The organism is Loktanella fryxellensis (genome assembly GCF_900110065.1).
Classification (GTDB): Bacteria; Pseudomonadota; Alphaproteobacteria; order Rhodobacterales; family Rhodobacteraceae; genus Loktanella; species Loktanella fryxellensis.
In genome coordinates, this window is record NZ_FOCI01000001.1 from 277,323 (window position 1) to 294,714 (window position 17,392).

Annotated in this window: 16 protein-coding genes and 2 tRNA genes; 6 read left to right on the plus strand and 12 right to left on the minus strand. The window is 69.3% G+C overall.

Going from position 1 to position 17,392, the window contains the following annotated elements; genetic code table 11:
• Nucleotides 1-2 precede the first annotated feature (2 nt).
• Together hemA and BMX16_RS01330 are read right to left on the minus strand one after the other, a co-directional pair.
• Nucleotides 3-1,226 carry a 5-aminolevulinate synthase gene (hemA, locus tag BMX16_RS01325; RefSeq protein ID WP_089897888.1) on the minus strand — a complete coding sequence of 408 codons (1,224 nt, stop codon included), beginning with the start codon at nt 1,224-1,226 and terminating at the stop codon, nt 3-5.
• A gap of 106 nt (nt 1,227-1,332) precedes the next feature.
• Entirely contained in the window at nt 1,333-1,707 is a 375-nt protein-coding gene (locus BMX16_RS01330) for a winged helix-turn-helix transcriptional regulator (RefSeq protein WP_089897890.1), read from the minus strand.
• Nucleotides 1,708-1,811: 104 nt separating this feature from the next.
• Between BMX16_RS01330 and BMX16_RS01335 the strand changes: the two genes are divergently transcribed.
• From BMX16_RS01335 to BMX16_RS01345, 3 genes are all read left to right on the plus strand, one after another.
• On the plus strand, nt 1,812-2,429 hold the full coding sequence (locus tag BMX16_RS01335; RefSeq protein ID WP_089897892.1) for an NAD(P)-dependent oxidoreductase: 618 nt from the start codon (nt 1,812-1,814) through the stop codon (nt 2,427-2,429).
• A 60-nt stretch (nt 2,430-2,489) separates the two neighbouring features.
• Nucleotides 2,490-3,902 (plus strand): M20/M25/M40 family metallo-hydrolase, encoded by a 1,413-nt coding sequence (locus tag BMX16_RS01340; protein WP_089897894.1) that lies wholly within the window; start codon nt 2,490-2,492, stop codon nt 3,900-3,902.
• 438 nt (nt 3,903-4,340) lie between these two features.
• A complete protein-coding gene (locus BMX16_RS01345; RefSeq protein WP_089897896.1) occupies nt 4,341-5,939 on the plus strand; it encodes an SLC13 family permease in 1,599 nt (532 codons plus the stop codon).
• A 205-nt stretch (nt 5,940-6,144) separates the two neighbouring features.
• Here BMX16_RS01345 and BMX16_RS01350 read toward each other — a convergent pair.
• The 4 genes from BMX16_RS01350 to BMX16_RS01365 all read right to left on the minus strand — a co-directional run bounded on the left by BMX16_RS01350 (nt 6,145) and on the right by BMX16_RS01365 (nt 8,189).
• Nucleotides 6,145-6,221 (minus strand) — tRNA-Asp (locus tag BMX16_RS01350).
• Between the two features lie 35 nt (nt 6,222-6,256).
• Nucleotides 6,257-6,333: transfer RNA gene (locus BMX16_RS01355), tRNA-Asp, on the minus strand.
• A gap of 186 nt (nt 6,334-6,519) precedes the next feature.
• Nucleotides 6,520-7,452: a pirin family protein gene (locus BMX16_RS01360; RefSeq protein ID WP_089897898.1), complete on the minus strand. Its 933-nt coding sequence runs from the start codon at nt 7,450-7,452 to the stop codon at nt 6,520-6,522.
• 86 nt (nt 7,453-7,538) lie between these two features.
• Complete coding sequence (locus BMX16_RS01365; RefSeq protein WP_089897900.1) at nt 7,539-8,189, minus strand: sulfotransferase family 2 domain-containing protein; 651 nt, start codon at nt 8,187-8,189, stop codon at nt 7,539-7,541.
• 117 nt (nt 8,190-8,306) lie between these two features.
• Between BMX16_RS01365 and BMX16_RS01370 the strand changes: the two genes are divergently transcribed.
• Both BMX16_RS01370 and BMX16_RS01375 read left to right on the plus strand, forming a co-directional pair.
• Nucleotides 8,307-9,935 (plus strand): AMP-binding protein, encoded by a 1,629-nt coding sequence (locus BMX16_RS01370; protein WP_089897902.1) that lies wholly within the window; start codon nt 8,307-8,309, stop codon nt 9,933-9,935.
• A 50-nt stretch (nt 9,936-9,985) separates the two neighbouring features.
• On the plus strand, nt 9,986-11,002 hold the full coding sequence (locus BMX16_RS01375) for a hypothetical protein (RefSeq protein WP_245731202.1): 1,017 nt from the start codon (nt 9,986-9,988) through the stop codon (nt 11,000-11,002).
• Nucleotides 11,003-11,008: 6 nt separating this feature from the next.
• On the opposite strand, the gene BMX16_RS01380 is transcribed toward BMX16_RS01375, so the two are convergent.
• From BMX16_RS01380 to BMX16_RS01405, 6 genes are all read right to left on the minus strand, one after another.
• A complete protein-coding gene (locus BMX16_RS01380) occupies nt 11,009-12,403 on the minus strand; it encodes an SPOR domain-containing protein (RefSeq protein ID WP_143057977.1) in 1,395 nt (464 codons plus the stop codon).
• 88 nt (nt 12,404-12,491) lie between these two features.
• Nucleotides 12,492-13,139 carry a uracil phosphoribosyltransferase gene (upp, locus tag BMX16_RS01385; protein ID WP_425433989.1) on the minus strand — a complete coding sequence of 216 codons (648 nt, stop codon included), beginning with the start codon at nt 13,137-13,139 and terminating at the stop codon, nt 12,492-12,494.
• Entirely contained in the window at nt 13,136-14,122 is a 987-nt protein-coding gene (locus BMX16_RS01390) for an adenosine deaminase (protein ID WP_089897905.1), read from the minus strand. The genes upp and BMX16_RS01390 overlap by 4 nt, the downstream gene beginning before the upstream one ends.
• Before the next feature lie 13 nt (nt 14,123-14,135).
• Nucleotides 14,136-15,311: a phosphopentomutase gene (locus BMX16_RS01395; protein ID WP_089897907.1), complete on the minus strand. Its 1,176-nt coding sequence runs from the start codon at nt 15,309-15,311 to the stop codon at nt 14,136-14,138.
• A 1-nt stretch (nt 15,312) separates the two neighbouring features.
• Nucleotides 15,313-16,614 (minus strand): thymidine phosphorylase, encoded by a 1,302-nt coding sequence (locus tag BMX16_RS01400; protein WP_089897908.1) that lies wholly within the window; start codon nt 16,612-16,614, stop codon nt 15,313-15,315.
• Between the two features lie 3 nt (nt 16,615-16,617).
• Complete coding sequence (locus BMX16_RS01405; protein ID WP_089897910.1) at nt 16,618-17,034, minus strand: cytidine deaminase; 417 nt, start codon at nt 17,032-17,034, stop codon at nt 16,618-16,620.
• A gap of 117 nt (nt 17,035-17,151) precedes the next feature.
• Here BMX16_RS01405 and BMX16_RS01410 point away from each other — a divergent pair, with 117 nt between their 5' ends.
• The gene (locus BMX16_RS01410; RefSeq protein ID WP_089897912.1) at nt 17,152-17,355 is read left to right on the plus strand and encodes a DUF3072 domain-containing protein; all 204 of its coding nucleotides are present in this window, start codon (nt 17,152-17,154) and stop codon (nt 17,353-17,355) included.
• Nucleotides 17,356-17,392 lie beyond the last annotated feature (37 nt).

Below are 17,392 nucleotides of genomic sequence, written 5' to 3' on the forward strand. Positions count from 1 at the left end.
CATCAACCGGCCATTTCGGCGCGATTCAGCGCACAATGTGCCCACAGATTGTCCAGTGCGGCCACCAGACGGTCCATCTCGCGCGGGCCGTGCACCGGCGACGGCGTGAAGCGCAGGCGCTCGGTGCCGCGCGGGACGGTGGGAAAGTTGATCGGCTGCACGTAGATGCCGAACTGCTCCAGCAGCATGTCGGACATCATCTTGGTGTGCTTGGGGTCGCCCACCATCAGCGGCACGATGTGGCTGCCGTGGTCGATGATCGGCAGGCCCAGCCCCTTGAGCCGCAGTTTCAGGATCTTGGCCTGCGTTTGCTGACTGTCGCGCAGCGCCTGATCGGTCTTCAGGTGCCGCACGCTGGCCGCAGCCCCCGCCGCGATGGCGGGTGGCAAGGAGGTGGTGAAGATGAAGCCGGGCGCATAGGACCGCACTGCGTCGCACATCCGGTCCGAAGCGGCGATGTAGCCACCCATCACGCCGTACGCCTTGGCCAGCGTGCCGTTGATGATGTCGATGCGCCCCATCAGCCCGTCACGTTCGGCGACACCGGCCCCGCGCGGGCCGTACATGCCGACCGCGTGCACCTCGTCGATATAGGTGAGGGCGTTGAATTCCAGCGCCAGATCGCAGAACGCCTCGATCGGACCGAAGTCGCCGTCCATCGAATAGATCGACTCGAAGGCGATCAGCTTGGGCGCGTCGGCGTCGTCCGCCTCCAGCAGCTCGCGCAGGTGTGCGACGTCGTTGTGGCGGAAGATGCGCTTCTGCCCGCCGTTGCGGCGCACCCCCTCGATCATCGAGGCGTGGTTCAGGGCGTCGGAATAGATGATGAGGCCCGGAAACAACTTCGGCAGCGTGGACAGCGTGGCATCGTTGGCGATGTAGGCGCTGGTGAACAGAAGCGCCGCTTCCTTGCGGTGCAGGTCGGCCAGTTCAGCCTCCAGTGCCTTGTGATAGACCGTGGTGCCCGAAATGTTGCGCGTGCCCCCAGACCCGGCGCCGGTGGCATCCAGCGCCTCGTGCATCGCGTTCAGCACGACCGGGTGTTGGCCCATGCCGAGGTAGTCGTTGCCGCACCAGACCGTCACCGGGGCCTTGCCGCCGTCGGGGCGGTTCCAGACCGCGTCGGGGAACTGGCCACGGGTGCGTTCGATGTCGATGAATGTCCGGTAGCGACCCTCGTCATGCAGGCGTTGGATCGCGGTCGACAGGGCTGCCTCGTAATTCACCGAATGTCCTTTCGTGGGATGGCGCGTCCGGCGATGACATATCGGGCGCATCCGTTGATGGGCTGCATATAGGGCGCGTCCCCGTGGGGCAACACGCGACCTTGTGTCACCGCGCCGGTCGGGCCACCGCATCGTCGAACCGGCGGCGCGATTGGTTGATGTCGGGCTGATGCGCCGCGGCCCAGTCCACCAGCCCGCCCAGCGCCGCGTGCAGCGATGCCCCGCGTGCAGTTATCGCGTATTCCACCTGCGGCGGCTTGCAGTCCAGCACCCTGCGCGTGACCAGCCCGTCGCGTTCCAGATGCCGCAGGGTCGCGGCCAGCATCCGGGGGCTGATCCCGTCCACCACGCGGCCCAGCGCGTTGAACCGGCACGGCCCCGTCTGCAGTTCCGTCAACACCAGCACGGTCCACGCATCGCCCACGCGGTCCAGCACGTCGCGGATCGGACAGGCGTGGGCTGCGGCATGGCGGGCTGGCATGGGGCGCTTCCTTCGGTGTTAGCATCTGCAAGGGGTGTGCCCCTTCCGTGCGTGCTACACACTCCGTATGTGATACGCAATGAATAGCATACTGGAGCACCCCCATGAAGATCCTGATCCTTGGCGCCACCGGCATGATCGGCAGCGCGATCACCGCCGAGGCCGCATCGCGCGGCCACCACGTCACCGCCGCATCGCGCAGCGGCACGGCCACCGCCAGCGCCACGGTGATGCCCCTGGCGCTGGACCTGCACGACGTGCCTGCATTGCAGGACGCGGTGCAGGGCCAAGATGTGGTCATCGCCACCGCGTCCGCCCGCAAGACCGACGATCCGTTCAGCGAAACGGCGGCCTATGCGCAGGCGCTTGTGGACGGTGTGGGGGACACCCGCCTCATCATGGTGGGCGGCGCGGGGTCGCTGAACCTGCCCGACGGCACCGCCATAGCCGACACCCTGCCCGACGCCTACCGGGCCGAGGCGCAGGCGATGCGCCGCGCGCATGAGACGATCCTCGCGCCCTCTGTCCTGAACCTGACCTTTGCCACGCCGCCGTTCATGATCCAGCCCGGCCCCCGCACCGGCCACTACCGCGTCAGCGACCGGACCGTGCCGGACGCTCCCTACGAGATTTCGGCCGAGGATTATGCCGTGGCCCTGATCGACGAGACTGAGCGCGCCGCGCATCCGGGCCAGATCATCGGGATCTTCCCCGCCGCTTGACCTCTGCGCCAAAGGGGCAGAGCCTTGGGTCAACCCCTCCCAACCCAAGGCTCTGCCCCGATGAAAGACCATGACACTGCCGACGCCACCCTCGATCCCGTGCTGGCCCCCGTACTGGCAGCGATCGACGATCAGCTCGACGCCGCGACCGACCGCCTGCTGGACCTTCTGCGCATCCCGTCGATCTCGACCGATCCCGCTTACAAAAGCGATTGCGACCGTGCCGCCGACTGGCTGGTGGCGGACCTGACCGCGCTGGGGTTCGATGCAAGGAAGCACGCGACCCCCGGCCATCCGATGGTGGTGGCGCGTTCGGGGGGCACCGACGGGCCGAACATCCTGTTCTACGGTCACTACGACGTGCAGCCCGTCGATCCCCTGCACCTGTGGGACCGCGATCCGTTCGATCCAGCGGTAGAGGAGACGGCGAAGGGCCGCGTGATCCGCGGACGCGGCGCGTCCGACGACAAGGGCCAGCTCATGACATTCCTCGAGGCGTGCCGCGCGTGGAAGGCAATCCACGGCGCCCTGCCCGCCAACATCACCATCTTCTGCGAGGGCGAGGAGGAGTCGGGATCGCCGTCACTCATCCCGTTCCTGCAGGACAACGCCGACCTGTTGCGCGCGGACATCGCGCTGATCTGCGACACCGGACTTTACGGCGACGACACGCCGGCGATCATCACGCAACTACGCGGCCTGCTGGGCGAGGAGGTGACGATCCACGGCCCCGACAAGGACCTGCATTCTGGCATGTACGGCGGTCTGGCGGTGAACCCCGCCCGCGTGCTGGCCCGTGTCATCGCGTCCCTGCACGACGACACGGGCCGCATCACCGTCCCCGGCTTCTATGACGGCGTGCCGGAGTTGTCGAACGAGCTGGCCGCCGCCTGGGACGACCTGAAGTTCGACGAATCCGCCTTCCTCGGTGCCGTCGGTCTGCGGCTGCCCGCCGGCGAACAGGGCCGCCGCCCGCTCGAGATGATCTGGTCGCGCCCGACGTGCGAGGTCAACGGCATGACCGCAGGCTACACCGGCGACGGGTTCAAGACGGTCCTGCCCGCCGAGGCCCGCGCCAAGATCAGCTTTCGCCTTGTGGGAACGCAGGACCCGCACGCCATCCGCGAGAGTTTCCGCGCCATGGTGCGGGACATGATCCCCGCCGACTGCCGGGTGGAGTTTCACGGCCACGGCGCCTCTGCCGCGGGCCAGATGACCACGACCCATCCCGCCTTCGATCAGGCGCGCCGCGCGCTGTCCGACGAATGGCCCAACGCCGCGGCCTATGTCGGCTGCGGCGGGTCCATCCCCATCGCCGCCTATTTCAAGCAATACCTGAACATGGACGCGATGCTGATCGGCTTCGGCAAGGACGATGACCAGATCCACTCGCCGAACGAGAAATACGACCTGTCGTCATTCCACAAGGGCACGCGCAGCTGGGCCCGCATCCTGCATGCCATGACGCGCTGAGGCCGTGGGGCTGCGGCGGCACCCCGACCGCCGCCGCCCCCACCACCACGGCCCGCTGACCGGCCCCGGATGCACGCCGGTCCACGCCCCCCCTGCCCGGACGTGCCACAGACACGCGGGCCCTGTGGCCGCATCCGCCCCACACGGCGGGCCTGCGTCCTGACCGGGATGCAGCCCCCGGCACCCCGCCGTGTCCCCATGCCGCCAAACGCCACCCGCGCAGCCGACCCGGTGCAACCACCTCCCGTCGCCACCGCGTATCGCTGCTCAACCGCAGCGCACGCGTGCGACGGCACCGCGAACCGGTGTCGTTCCATCGCTTTTCATCGTTCCCGCGTGGCACGCGCGCCATCGCACCCGTCGATCCCGTGCTCCGGACCTTGCATCTCGAGGCCAGAGCCGACACCCTGCCGGTCCGACATCACCGGAGGGAGCGCGATGACAGGGCCGATCAGGGAACAGGGCGAATACGACGACCGCGCCACCGGGATGCCGCCGGACACGGGCGGCACCTTCTTGTGGGGGGCGCGCATCGGCGGTGTGCTGGCCGCCATCGCGGTCTGGCTCGCCATGGGCAACGCAGAGGCGCTGCCCGCCGACGCCCGCATGGTGGCCAGCATCGGCACACTCATGGCGATCTGGTGGATGACAGAGGCGGTGCCGCTGTCCGCCACCTCGCTGCTGCCCATCGTCCTGATTCCGGCCCTGACCGAACGCACGGTGGCCGAAGCGACGTCGCCCTATGCCAGTTCCATCGTGTTCTTGTTCCTCGGCGGTTTCCTCATCGCGATCGCGATGGAAAAGTGGAACCTGCACCGCCGCATCGCCCTGCTGACACTGGCCAAGGTGGGGGTGGAGCCGCGCCGCATCATCCTCGGCATGATGCTGGCGACCGGCTTTCTGTCGATGTGGGTGTCCAACACGGCCACCACCCTGATGATGCTGCCCATCGGCCTGTCGATCCTGACCCTCGTGGTGGACCGTTCGCGCGGCGCGCAGACCGCCGAGGTGGGCGAGGCGCTGGCCGCCGGTGGCCGCGTGTCGGACGTGGTGAACGATCCGCAGATCCGCATGTTCGGCGTGTGCCTCGTGCTCGCCATCGCGTGGTCGGCCACCATGGGCGGGCTCGGCACGCTGCTGGGCAGCCCGCCCAACGCCATCGTCGCGGGCTATGCGGCGGACGAGCTGGGGCGCGACATCGGCTTCCTGCAGTGGATGATGATCGGCTTTCCCCTGGCGCTGACCTTTATCCTGATCGGCTGGGTGCTGATGACGCGGGTCCTCTACCGCTTCGATCTGGCCGAGATTCCCGGCGGTCGCCAGATGATCGCCGACCAGATCGCCGATCTCGGCCCCGTCAGCCGGGGCGAGCGCATGGTGATGGCCGTGTTCGGCGGCGCCGCCTTCCTCTGGGTCGTGCCGGGGCTTCTCTCCAGCCTGCCGGGCATGACCGATGCGCTGGGCCCCTTGGACGATCTCGACGACACGGCCATCGCCATCGGGGCGGGCATCCTGCTGTTCATCCTGCCCGCGCAGGGGCGCACCACCATGGTCCTCGACTGGCGCGACGCCGAGGAAGGCCTGCCGTGGGGCGTGCTGCTGCTGTTCGGGGGTGGTCTTTCGCTGGCCGGTGCGGTGGCCTCCACGGGCCTCGACGAATGGTTCGGCGCGCAGGTCGGCGGCCTCGGTGCGCTGACGCCCGTGCTGCTGGTGGTGGCCGTGACCACCATCGTGCTGTTCCTGACCGAGATCACGTCGAACACCGCGACCGCCGCCACCTTTATCCCGATCCTCGGCGGTGTGGCGGTGGGCATCGGGGCAGACCCGATGGGCCTGCTTATTCCCGCCGCACTGGCGGCCACCTGCGCCTTCATGCTCCCCGTCGGCACGCCACCCAACGCCATCGTCTTCGGCTCGGGCGCCGTCAGCATCAAGGAGATGGTCCGCGGTGGCGTCGTGCTGAACCTCGTGGGCATCGCGCTGATCACCGGCGCATGCTTCCTGATCGGCGGCGTGGCCCTCGGGCTCGAATACTGACGGTCACACCTGCCGGGCGACCGCACTTGCGGGTCGCCCGGCAGGTTCATGGATCCTTAAAGATCCAAAGAAACCCGCACGATCAGGCAGACCGGTCCCCGGCTTCTTCTGGTCGGAAATATCCCGGGGGGAGTCCGCCCTGCGGACGGGGGGCTGGCCCCCCTTGCGAGGGTCCGACACTTTCTATCTTGGAAAAAGGGTAAAATGGCGCGGTTGACGGGGCTCGAACCCGCGACCCCCGGCGTGACAGGCCGGTACTCTAACCAACTGAGCTACAACCGCGCATTTCAACGGCGGGCAGACGGACGAAGGGTCAATGGCGCGGTTGACGGGGCTCGAACCCGCGACCCCCGGCGTGACAGGCCGGTACTCTAACCAACTGAGCTACAACCGCCCTTGACCCGTCCGGCGTCTGCACCGAACGTGGCGCACTCCTATGCAAGCCCGCCCCCCCCGTCAAGCGGTCCGCGCAAGTTTCCAGCGCAAAATGTCACGGGCGGCATCCCGCGTCGGACGGGCGTGCGGATGGCCTTGGACCGCCCCGGGCAGGCCCGTCGGTGCGGGGCCCGCCACGCCGGCCTCAGGGCAGCGGAATATGCTCCGCGTCGTCGCCGGGGGGCAGCTGGAACCGGCCATGCGCCCAGTCGCCGCGCCGCCACGCTTCCTTGGCATCCTCGATCCGTTCCTTGCTGGAGGCGACGAAGTTCCACCAGATGTGGCGCGGCCCTTCCAGTGTGGCACCGCCCAGCAGCATGACGCGCGCGCCCTGCGCGCCTGCGGCCATGCTGATCCGGTCGCCGGGGCGGAACACCATCATGCGGCCTGCATCGAATGCCTGCCCCGCCACCGTCACCGATCCTTCCAGCACATAGGCGCCGCGATCCTCGGTGTCGTCCGGCAGCGGGATCGCCGCACCGGGGGCGAGGATAGCGTCCGCATAGAACATCTCGGATGTCGTCTCGACCGGCGCGCGGGCACCCCAGGCGTCGCCCAGAATCACGCGCACGGTCTTGCCCTCCCCCTCCAGCACCGGCAGGGCGTCTGCCCCGGCGTGTCGGAACGCCGCCGCGCCATCCTCTGCCCCCGCAGGCAGCGCGACCCAGGTCTGGATGCCATGCAGACGGTGGGGCGCGTCGCGCACCGGGCCGTCGGTGCGTTCGGAATGCGTGATGCCGTGGCCCGCGACCATCAGGTTCACGGCGCCCGGCGAAATCCACTGGTCGGTCCCCAGCGAATCGCGGTGATGCATCGTACCCTCGTGAAGGTAGGTCACGGTGGCCAGCCCGATGTGCGGATGCGGACGCACGTCGATGCCGGCCCCGGTCAGGAACTCCGCCGGGCCCATCTGGTCGAAGAAGATGAACGGCCCCACCATCTGCCGCTTGGGCGCGGGCAGCGCGCGGCGCACCTCGAACCCGCCCAGATCGCGGGCGCGGGGGACGATGACGGTCTCGATCGCGTCGATGCCGTCGCCGGTCGGGCAATGGGGGTCGAGGGCGGGGTTCCAGCTCATGGTCGCGTCTCCTGTTGGATATGCCTACAGATTAGGTCCGCGCCAGGCGACCGCCTAGCCCCGCGACCGCACCGGGGCTGTGCACCTCAGACAGCCAGTGGGTCGAAACGGTAGCCGGACCGCGCGATGTCGGCAGCGCAGAGCCGCGCGATCAGCGCTGCATCGGCATCGGCATAGAACCCGCGCCAGTCGCGGGGGCGCTCACTTGCGTTCGCACGCGGCAGATCGAACCGGAACCCGAGGTGCGCGAACACGCCGGCAAGGTCCGCCTCCGCCGCCTCCAGCCGGATGAAGTCGGTGGCCCGCACCACACCCGCCGCATCGGTGACATAGGCCGCATAGGGATGCGCCTGCAGCCCCGCCACCGTCTGCGGATGGTTCAGGAAGGCGCCGAACGGCAGCGCCTGCGCCAGCCGCACAGCCGGATGCGCGAACCGCTGGACCTGCAGCCAGTGGTAATAGCTGACCATCCGGTCCCACGGGTTGCGCACGAGGGTGAAGATCCGCCAGCCCGTCATGTCCACGACACCTGCCACATCGGTAAGGCGGCTGTGTTTCCACAACCGGCCGGGCGCCTCCAGCCGCTTCAGCCGCCCGCGCCGGGCGCGGGCTTTGGGCGTGTCGCCGATCAGGATGTCGTCGCGCATCGCCCGCGCCTCCAGCGCCAGCGCCATGGCGGTGCCGCCGGTCTTGGGAATGTGGACAAAGGCATAGCGCCGCCCCGGCGACAGGATCATGACACCCCCGCGTCAGACCGCAGCCAACCGCCTCGCACCACCCTGCACCCCATTGAACTGTCCCGCCCTCGCGCCCAGTGTGACGCGCACGGGCACGCAACGATAGGGGGCACGGACATGGGCTGGATGCAGGACGAAACCGGGCTGGACCGCGGCCCTGCCAACTACACGCCGCTGACGCCGCTGTCGCACCTGATCCGTGCGGCGGACGTCTTCGCCGACCGCCCGGCCCTCGCCTATGGTCCCGACGTGCTGACCTATGCGCAGTATCACGCCCGCGTCACCCGGTTGGCGGGGGCGCTGGCAGGCATCGGCGTGGCCCCCGGTGACGTGGTCGCCACCCTGCTGCCCAACGTGCCTGCGCAATCGGAGGCGTCCTTTGCCGTGCCCGCCTGCGGGGCCGTGATCAACACGATCAACACCCGGCTCGATGAGGACACCGTGGCCTACATCCTGTCCCACGGCGGGGCGCGCGTGCTGCTGGCCGACAGCCAGTTCGTGGCCCTGGCAGAGGCCGCCGTCGCCCTGATGGAGACGCCCCCGCCCCTGCTGATCGAGGTGGCGGATGCGGTGGCGGGGATCGCGACCAGCGGGCGGCATCGCACCTACGACGACCTCATGGCCGCTGGTCACACGGATTTCGCGTGGATCATGCCAACGGACGAGTGGGAGAGCCTCGCGCTCAACTACACCTCCGGCACGACGGGGCGGCCCAAGGGCGTGGTCTATCACCACCGGGGGGCGTATCTGGCGACCTTCGGCAACCAGATCGCGTGGCGCATGGTGCTGCATCCGGTGATGCTGCAGATCGTGCCGCTGTTCCATTGCAACAACTGGACGCACACGTGGATGATGCCGCTCCTGGGTGGCACCGCCGTATGCTGCCGCGACGTGACGGCGGCGGCGATCTATGCCGCCATCGCGGATCACGGCGTGACCCACTTCGGCGGGGCCCCCATCGTGTTAAACATGCTGGTGAACGCCCGTGACGCCGACCGCCGCCCCTTTGCCCACGTGGTCGAGGTCTTCACCGCAGGCGCACCACCTGCCGCCGCGACATTGGCCGCCATCGCCAAGCTGGGGTTCAACGTGACGCAAGTTTACGGTCTGACCGAAACCTTTGGCCCTGCGACGGAATGCATCTGGAACGCGGCGTGGGACACGCTGGAGGAGGATGCCCGCGCCGCGATCAAGGCGCGTCAGGGCGTGCTGATGCCGATGATGGACGACATCGTCGTGCTGGATGAGGCGATGCGCCCCGTCCCCCGCGACGGGGCCACGCAGGGCGAGATCGCGATGCGCGGCAACGCAGTGATGAAGGGCTACTACCGCAACCCGGAGGCCACGCAAAAAGCCTTTGCCGGTGGCTATTTCCATACCGAGGACCTCGCGGTGCAGCACCCCGACGGCTACATCCAGATCACCGACCGGGCCAAGGACATCATCATCTCGGGTGGCGAGAACATCTCGTCCGTCGAGGTGGAGGGCGCGCTGATGCACCACCCCGCGGTCAGCCTGTGTGCGGTGGTGGCGCAGCCCGACGCCAGATGGGGCGAGGTGCCCTGCGCCTTTGTCGAGCTGAAGGCGGGACAGAGCGTCACGGAAGCCGACCTGATCGCCTTCGTGCGCGCGCGGCTGGCGGGGTTCAAGTCGCCCAAGCGCGTCGTGTTCGGCGAGCTGCCCAAGACCTCGACCGGCAAGATCCAGAAGTTCGAATTGCGCAAGACGGCAGCGCTGCCCTCGTAACCGCGACCACTCTGCTCTAGGGTGCCAGAAAAGGACGCGTTGCAGGCCCCATGACCGCACTTCCGCAATATGACCGGCTGGAAAGCCTCGGGCTGTGGCGTCCCAGCCGTGGCGACCAGCGGCGCGAGGTCATCGTGTCCTTCGGCGATGCGACGCTGGTGGTGGCCGACGGCGCCGGGCGGCCCCTGTCGCACTGGTCGCTTCCGGCGGTCAAGCGGCTGAACCCGGACGAGCATCCGGCGATCTTCGCCCCCGATGTCGACGCCACCGAGACGCTGGAAATCGACGACACCGCGATGATCGAGGCGATCGGTCTGGTCCGCGACACGCTGATCCGCGCCGCCCCCCGGCGCGGTCGCCTGCGGCAGGCTCTGACGGCGCTGGTCCTGCTTGGTGTGCTGGGGCTGGGCGCCGCCGTCGGGCCTGACCTGCTGCGCAACCAGACGGTGGCCAGCATCGACGACCAGCGCAGGGCCGAGATCGGCGCGACCGTGCTCGGCTATCTGCAGGCCCGCACCGGTCCGGTGTGCCGCAGTGCCCCGGGCCGCAGCGCCCTGCAGCGGCTGCAGACGCGCCTGTTCGGGGTCGATGGTCTGGCGGGTCAGGTCGTCGTGCTGCCAGCCGCCCTGCCCGGCCCGCTGACCCTGCCCGGCGGGCTGATCGTCGTGGACCGCGCTGTGATGGCCCGCTACGACGATCCGTCGGTGATTGCGGGCGACATCGTGGCGGCGACCGCGCGCGGCACCGATCCGCTGGACGACCTGCTGCACCACGCGGGCCTCGCGGCGACAGTCACGCTCTTGTCGACGGGCGCGCTGCCGGACGGGGTCTTGCCGGATTATGCGGCCTTTCTGCTGACCACCGACCCTGCCCCGCCGACCGAGGATGCGCTGCTGGCGGCCTTTGCCGCCGCCCGCCTACCAAGCGCGCCCTATGCGGTGCTGCGCAGTGCGCGTGACCAGAACGGGGCCACGCTGATCACCAACGACCCGATGCAGGACCGCACGATCGAGCCGGTCCTGACCGATGCGGAGTGGTTGCAGTTGCAGGCGATCTGCGACGGCTGACTACGGTCAGCTGCGCAGATAGGCGTCCGAGAACCCCATCCCGCGCACGACGCCAAGCGCCGCGTTCAGATCACCCGGCGACCGGAACGGCCCGGCGGCAATGACCTTGACGCCGCCCGACTGCGCCGACGCCACCGGCAGACCGGCGGCTTGCAGGCGCGCGATCAGCCGCGCCGCATTCGCCGGATCGCCAAAGCTGCCGACCTGGACGTAACGGGGCCCGCTGGCCGCCGCAGGCGCCTGCACGGCGGCGGGCGCTGCGCTGCGGCTGCTGACGGTGGCCTGCACATGCGCCGGGGCTGCGACCACGACCTGCGCACGCGGCAGGCCGCGCTGCGGATTGATGCGGCCGTCGTCCCAGACGCGGGCATAACCGCGCGGCGGATGGGGGATGGCCGCATTGGGTGCGTTCGATGCGGGTACGGGGCCCGCGCCGAACAGCGGCTTGGCGGGGCGCGGTGCTGCGACGACGACGGGCGGCGGCACCACGGCCGTGACGCCCTGACCGCCCGCCCGGGCAAGGGGCGCATACAGGGTCGTGCCGGTGCCGGACGGCGATTCGATCTGCGGACCGCAACGCACGGCGACACCGGCAGGTGCCGCGGCACAGCCCGTCGCTGACGCGATGCGCGCCGGATACGCGACCTGCGCCACGGCAGAAACGCTGGCAGGGGCGCAGGCGATGGGACGACCGCTGGCCGCGTCGATCAGGCGCTGACCGGTCTGCGCCTGCCGCGCGCAGGCATCCGCCAGCGTCAGGCGCAGCGGCGCGGGGCCTGCGGTGCGCGCCATCGGACCGGCGGCGACCCGCTGTGCCGGGGCGGCGGCGGGGCCGCAGTCGATGGGCTGGCGGGTGCTGGCACTGACGAAACCGGGCTGCACGCCGAAACGGCCAAGGCAGGCTTCGGCGAGGGTCACGCGGCGTTGCGGCGCGGGTGCGGAAGTCGGGACCTGGGCCACGACGGGAACCAATATGGGCGCGGGCTGGCGCACGGCGGGCGAGCGGGCAGCCTGCATCGCAGGCTGGGCGCGTGGCACCGGCGGCAGCACCACGCGGGGGGCCGCGGCAACGCGGGCGGCGGCGGGTGCGTCAGGTGGCACAATCACGGTCACGTCGGGACGCGGTGCTGGCGCAGCCGCCTGCGCCGCGGCGATGCCGGTCGGCTGGAAGTTGCACAACTGTTCGCGCTGGCGGCTGACCCGCGGCACCCATGTCGTCCGTCCGGCCATGCCCGCCCGCACGAAGGCGCAGCCCTGACTGTCCACGTATTGCGTACCGGTGTAACTCGCGGGCGGGAACTCTGCCGGGATGCCCGCGCCCTGGGCCGCAGCCGGCTCTGTTCCGATCGACATGACGGCCACAAGGGCCGCGACGCTGACGAGGCCGGTGGCACGCGGCATGACGGTCATATATGCATCCCCACAATATGTTGTGGAACAGTCGCAAACAATGCCCAGCAAGTAAAGGCACCAACGCCGCAATGCCGCCTTATTTGGTGCCGAACATCCGGTCGCCCGCATCGCCCAGACCGGGGATGATATAACCCTGATCGTTCAGCCCGTCGTCGATGGCCGCCGTCACGATGGGTACATCCGGGTGGGCCGCCTTCATGCGCGCGATCCCCTCGGGGGCGGCCAGCAGGCACAGGAACCGGATGTTGGTGGCCCCCGCCTGTTTCAACAGGTCGATGGCCGCGACGGACGAATTGCCGGTGGCCAGCATCGGATCGACGGCGATGACCATGCGATCCTCCAGCGCCTGCGGCACCTTGAAGTAGTATTGCACCGGCTGCAGCGTGTCCTCGTCACGATACAGGCCGACAAACCCGACCCGCGCCGACGGCACCAGTTCGAGGATGCCGTCGAGAAGCCCGTTGCCTGCCCGCAGGATCGACACCAGCACCAGTTTCTTGCCGTCCAGAACCGGGGCGTCCATCTCCTGCATCGGGGTCTTGATGCGTTCGGTCGTCATGGCGAGGTTGCGCGTCACCTCGTAGGCCAGCAGCTGGCTGATCTCGCGCAGCAGTTGGCGGAAGGCCGCGGTGGACGTCTCCTCGCGGCGCATCAGGGTCAGCTTGTGCTGCACCAGCGGGTGGGTGACGTGCGTCAGATAGGGGGTCAGGTCGTCGTCGGTCATGCGGCAGGCTCCAGTCGTTTCAGGATCGCGTCGCGGGTGGCATCGTCGCAGAACGCCGCCTTGGCCGCCGCGATGTTGGTGTCACGGAAATCGGCCTCCTGCCAGCCGAAGGTGCGCTGCAGCCCTTCGTATTCGGCGGTCATGGTGGTGTGAAAGAACGGCGGATCGTCCGTGGACACGGTCACGGGCACGCCCGCGTCGCGCAGTTTCTGGATCGGGTGATCGTCCCAGCCCGTGACCGCCTTCAGCACCACGTTGGAGCCGGGGCACACCTCCAGCGTGATGTTGCGGTCGGCCAGTTCCTGCACCAACGCCGCATCCTCGATCGCGCGGATGCCGTGGCCGAGGCGTTCGACGCCCAGCGCCAGCGTCTCTCGGATGCGCTGGGCGTCGCCCCATTCGCCGGCATGCGCCGTCAGCCGCAGGCCCGCCTCGCGCGCAAGGTCGAAGCTGTATGCGAAATCGCCGGGCCGCCCTTCGAGCTCGGCCCCCGCCATGCCGAAGCCCGTCAGGAACCCGCCGCTGGTTTCCGCCGCCACGCGGGCGGCCTTGCGGCAAGCCTCTGCCCCGTGGTGGCGCACCGCGGTGGCGATGCCACGCAGCACGATGCCGTCGTCGCGTTCCGCGTCCTGTGCCGCCTGTGCGATGGCCGCGAGGTAGTCGCGCCACGCATGCAAATCGCCGCCGCCGCAAAAGTCAGGCGACAGAAAGGTCTCCGAATAGATCACGCCGTGAAACGCGCTTTCCGCCAGCACGGCGCGGGTCAGGCGATAGAACTCCTCGGGCCCTGTCAGCACGGTGCAAGCGGCATCGTATTGCGACAGGAAATGCGCGAAGTCGCGGAATTCGTAACCGCCGTCAGCGTCGAAGATGCCGTCGAGCTTGATCTTCTTTTCAGCCGCAAGCCCGCGGATGAATTCGGGCGGGGCCGCCCCTTCGAGGTGAAGGTGAAGTTCGACTTTGGGGATGTCGCGCAGGCTCATGAAGAGGTCTTTCTCAGAGGAAGCTTCGGCCGGGGCCGGTGTGGGGAATGTCCAGATGTGCCGCCACGCTGGCGGCGACATCGACGAAGTCGATCAGGCCCAGTTCGCGCGCACCGATGCCGTGCACCAGCACGGGGACCCGTTCGCGGGTGTGGTCGGTGCCGGACCAGCTGGGGTCGTTGCCGTGATCGGCGGTGACGATCAGCAGATCCCCCTCGCCCAGTCGCGGCAGCAGGTCGGTCAGCGCCGCGTCGAACCAGTTCAGGTGCCCGGCATACCCCGCCACGTCGCGGCGATGGCCGTAGAGGCTGTCGAACTCCACGAAGTTGGCGAAGGTGAGCGAGCCGTCCTCTGCCGAGGCGATCAGGTCCGACAGGTGGTCCATCAGGACGCGATCCTCGCCCTTGCGGACCTCGTCGATGCCGGTGCCCGAAAAGATGTCGCCGATCTTGCCCACCGCATAGACGCGGCGGCCTGCGGCCTGCGCATCCTCCATCACGGTGGGGGCCGGGGCCGCGATGGCGTAATCCTTGCGGTTGGCGGTGCGTTTGTAATGGCCTGCCTCGCCCAGGAAGGGGCGCGCGATGACTCGGCCCACCTTCATCGCGTGCAGATGCGGCGCGAGCCGCTGGCACAGGTCCAGCAGACGGTCCAGACCGTAATGCTCCTCGTGCGCCGCGATCTGCAGGACCGAGTCGGCGGATGTATAGACGATGGGCCAGCCGGTGCGGATGTGTTCGGCGGCGTGCTGGTCGATGATCGCGGTGCCGCTGGCGTGGCAGTTGCCGAGGATGCCGTCACTGCCCGCGAGGTCGCAGATCACAGCCGTCAGGTCGTCGGGAAACGCGGGGTGCGCGTCCGGGAAGTAGGTCCAGTCCCACGGCACCGGCACGCCCGCCAGTTCCCAATGGCCCGACGGCGTGTCCTTGCCACGGCTGACCTCGGTCGCCGCGCCCCATGCGCCGATGGGCGACAGGTCCAGACCGGATGCGTCCTCACCGCTCGCCAGACGGACGGCGGACCCGAGGCCGAGGCGGTCGAGTGTCGGCACCACCAGATCGCCCGCAGCGGCGATATGGGCGACCGTGTTGGCGCCGGTGTCGGGGCGGTCGCCATTGAAATACTCGGCGGCATCGGGTGCGCCGCCGATGCCGACCGAGTCGATGACGATCAGGAATGCGCGTGTCATGTCAGGTGATCCTGTCGATTATCAATGCGGGAACGGGCACCGGCCCGCCGAGTGTGATGGCGGCCAGCACCGCGGTGCGCGCCGCCTCTGCCGCCTGCGGCGTGCGGGCATGGACGATGGCCAGCGGGTCGCCCACGGCCACGGGCGTGCCCAGTTCGGGGATCGCGGTCAGGCCCACGGCCGGGTCGATGCGGTCGCCCTCGCGCGCGCGACCGCCGCCAAGGCCGACGACCGCCAATCCCAGCGCCTCACCGTCGATGGCGGCGATGTGGCCCGCGGTGCTGGCAACCACAGGCAGCATGACGGGCGCCTGCGGCAGATGGGTGCGCCAGTCCAGATGCATGTCGGGCGGCCCGCCCAGCGCCGCGATCATGCGCGCGAAGCGGTTCAGCGCCGACCCGTCTGCCAACGTGCGCACCAAGGCGGCGCGGGCCTTGGCCTCCGGCCAGCCGGCCAACCCAAGTGCGATGCACCCCAGTTCCACCGCCAGCGCCACCAGTCGCGGTGCGGCGTCGGACTGGCCGGACAGGACCTCCATGCAGACCGCGACCTCGACCGCGTTGCCCAGCGCCGGGGCCAGCGGCTGGTTCATGTCCGACAGCACCGCGACCGTGGGGCAGCCCGCCCCCTTGGCCGTGTCTACCAGCGCGCGGGCGAGCGCGGTCGCCGCCTCTCGCGATTTCATGAATGCGCCGCTGCCGACCTTCACGTCCAGCACAAGGGCGTCCAGCCCCGCCGCCAGCTTCTTCGACAGGATCGACGCGGTGATTAGATCGACGGAGTCGACCGTCGCCGTCACGTCGCGCACCGCGTAGAGCCTGCGGTCGGCGGGCGCGATGCGGCCCGTGGCCCCCACGATGGCGCAGCCCACGTCCGCCACGATGGCGCGCAGACGCGCCTCGCTCACGTCCGTGGCGACGCCGGGGATCGCCTCCAGCTTGTCGAGCGTGCCGCCCGTGTGGCCCAGACCGCGGCCCGAGATCATCGGGACCGCCACGCCGCAGGCGGCCAGCATGGGCGCGAGGATCAGCGATACGCAGTCGCCGACACCCCCCGTGGAATGCTTGTCCAGCACGGGCGTGCCCACGTCCCAGCGCAGCACGTCACCGCTGTCGCGCATGGCGGTGGTCAGGGCGACGCGGTGCGCCTCGTCCAGCCCCTGCAGGCAGACGGCCATGGCGAACGCACCCGCCTGCGCGTCGCTGACCGACCCGTCGGCAAGGCCGTTGGCAAAGGCGGTGATCCGGTCTGTCCCGGGGGCGCGGCCCTGACGGATCGCGGCGATGGTAGCGCGGGCATCCATGGCTCAGACCCGGCTCATGTAGTCCTGATCGAAGGCACCGGGCAAAAGGTCCGCCACCGTCGTCGTCAGGCTGCGCCCGTCCAGCGTCGTCAGCGTGACGACCACGTCGCCCGCACTGAACTCTGCCAGTTTCTGGCGGCAGCCGCCGCAGGGGCTGACGGGTTTCGGGCTGTCGGCGATGACGGCGACGGCGGCCACATCCCGCACGCCTGCGGCGCACATGGCGGCGATGGCGCCCGCTTCGGCACAGGTGCCTTCGGGATAGGCCACGTTCTCCACGTTGCAGCCGACGAAGGTCTGTCCATCCGCCGTGCGGATCGCGGCCCCCACCTTGAAGCCCGAATAGGGCGCATGCGCATTCTCGCGCACGGCGCGGGCGGCGGCGATCAGGGCCTCGGTCTGGGGGGTGTGGGGTGTCATGGCGGGCTCTCCGGTGAATTGCAGGACTTTGGAGCCATGGGGCAGCGGTTGCAACCCCGTGAGGCGGAACCGGGCCGCATGACTTGGCGTTGGTCCACATAGAAAAGGAGTTCGTCCATGATCCCTCCCCTCGCCGTGCCGACCGCCCTGCCCGATGATACCGGACCGCAGGACGACCCGATGACCGGCGATCAGGCCGATCTGCTGCGCGCCCTTTGCGAGGATGCGGGCGAGCCGTTCAATGCTGGACTGTCGCAGGCCGAGGCGCTGGCCCGGATCGAAGATCTGACGCGTCATCTGAACACCGACCTCAACCTCTAGCGTCCGCGCCTGACAGCTGCATGCATACGTCCCGTAT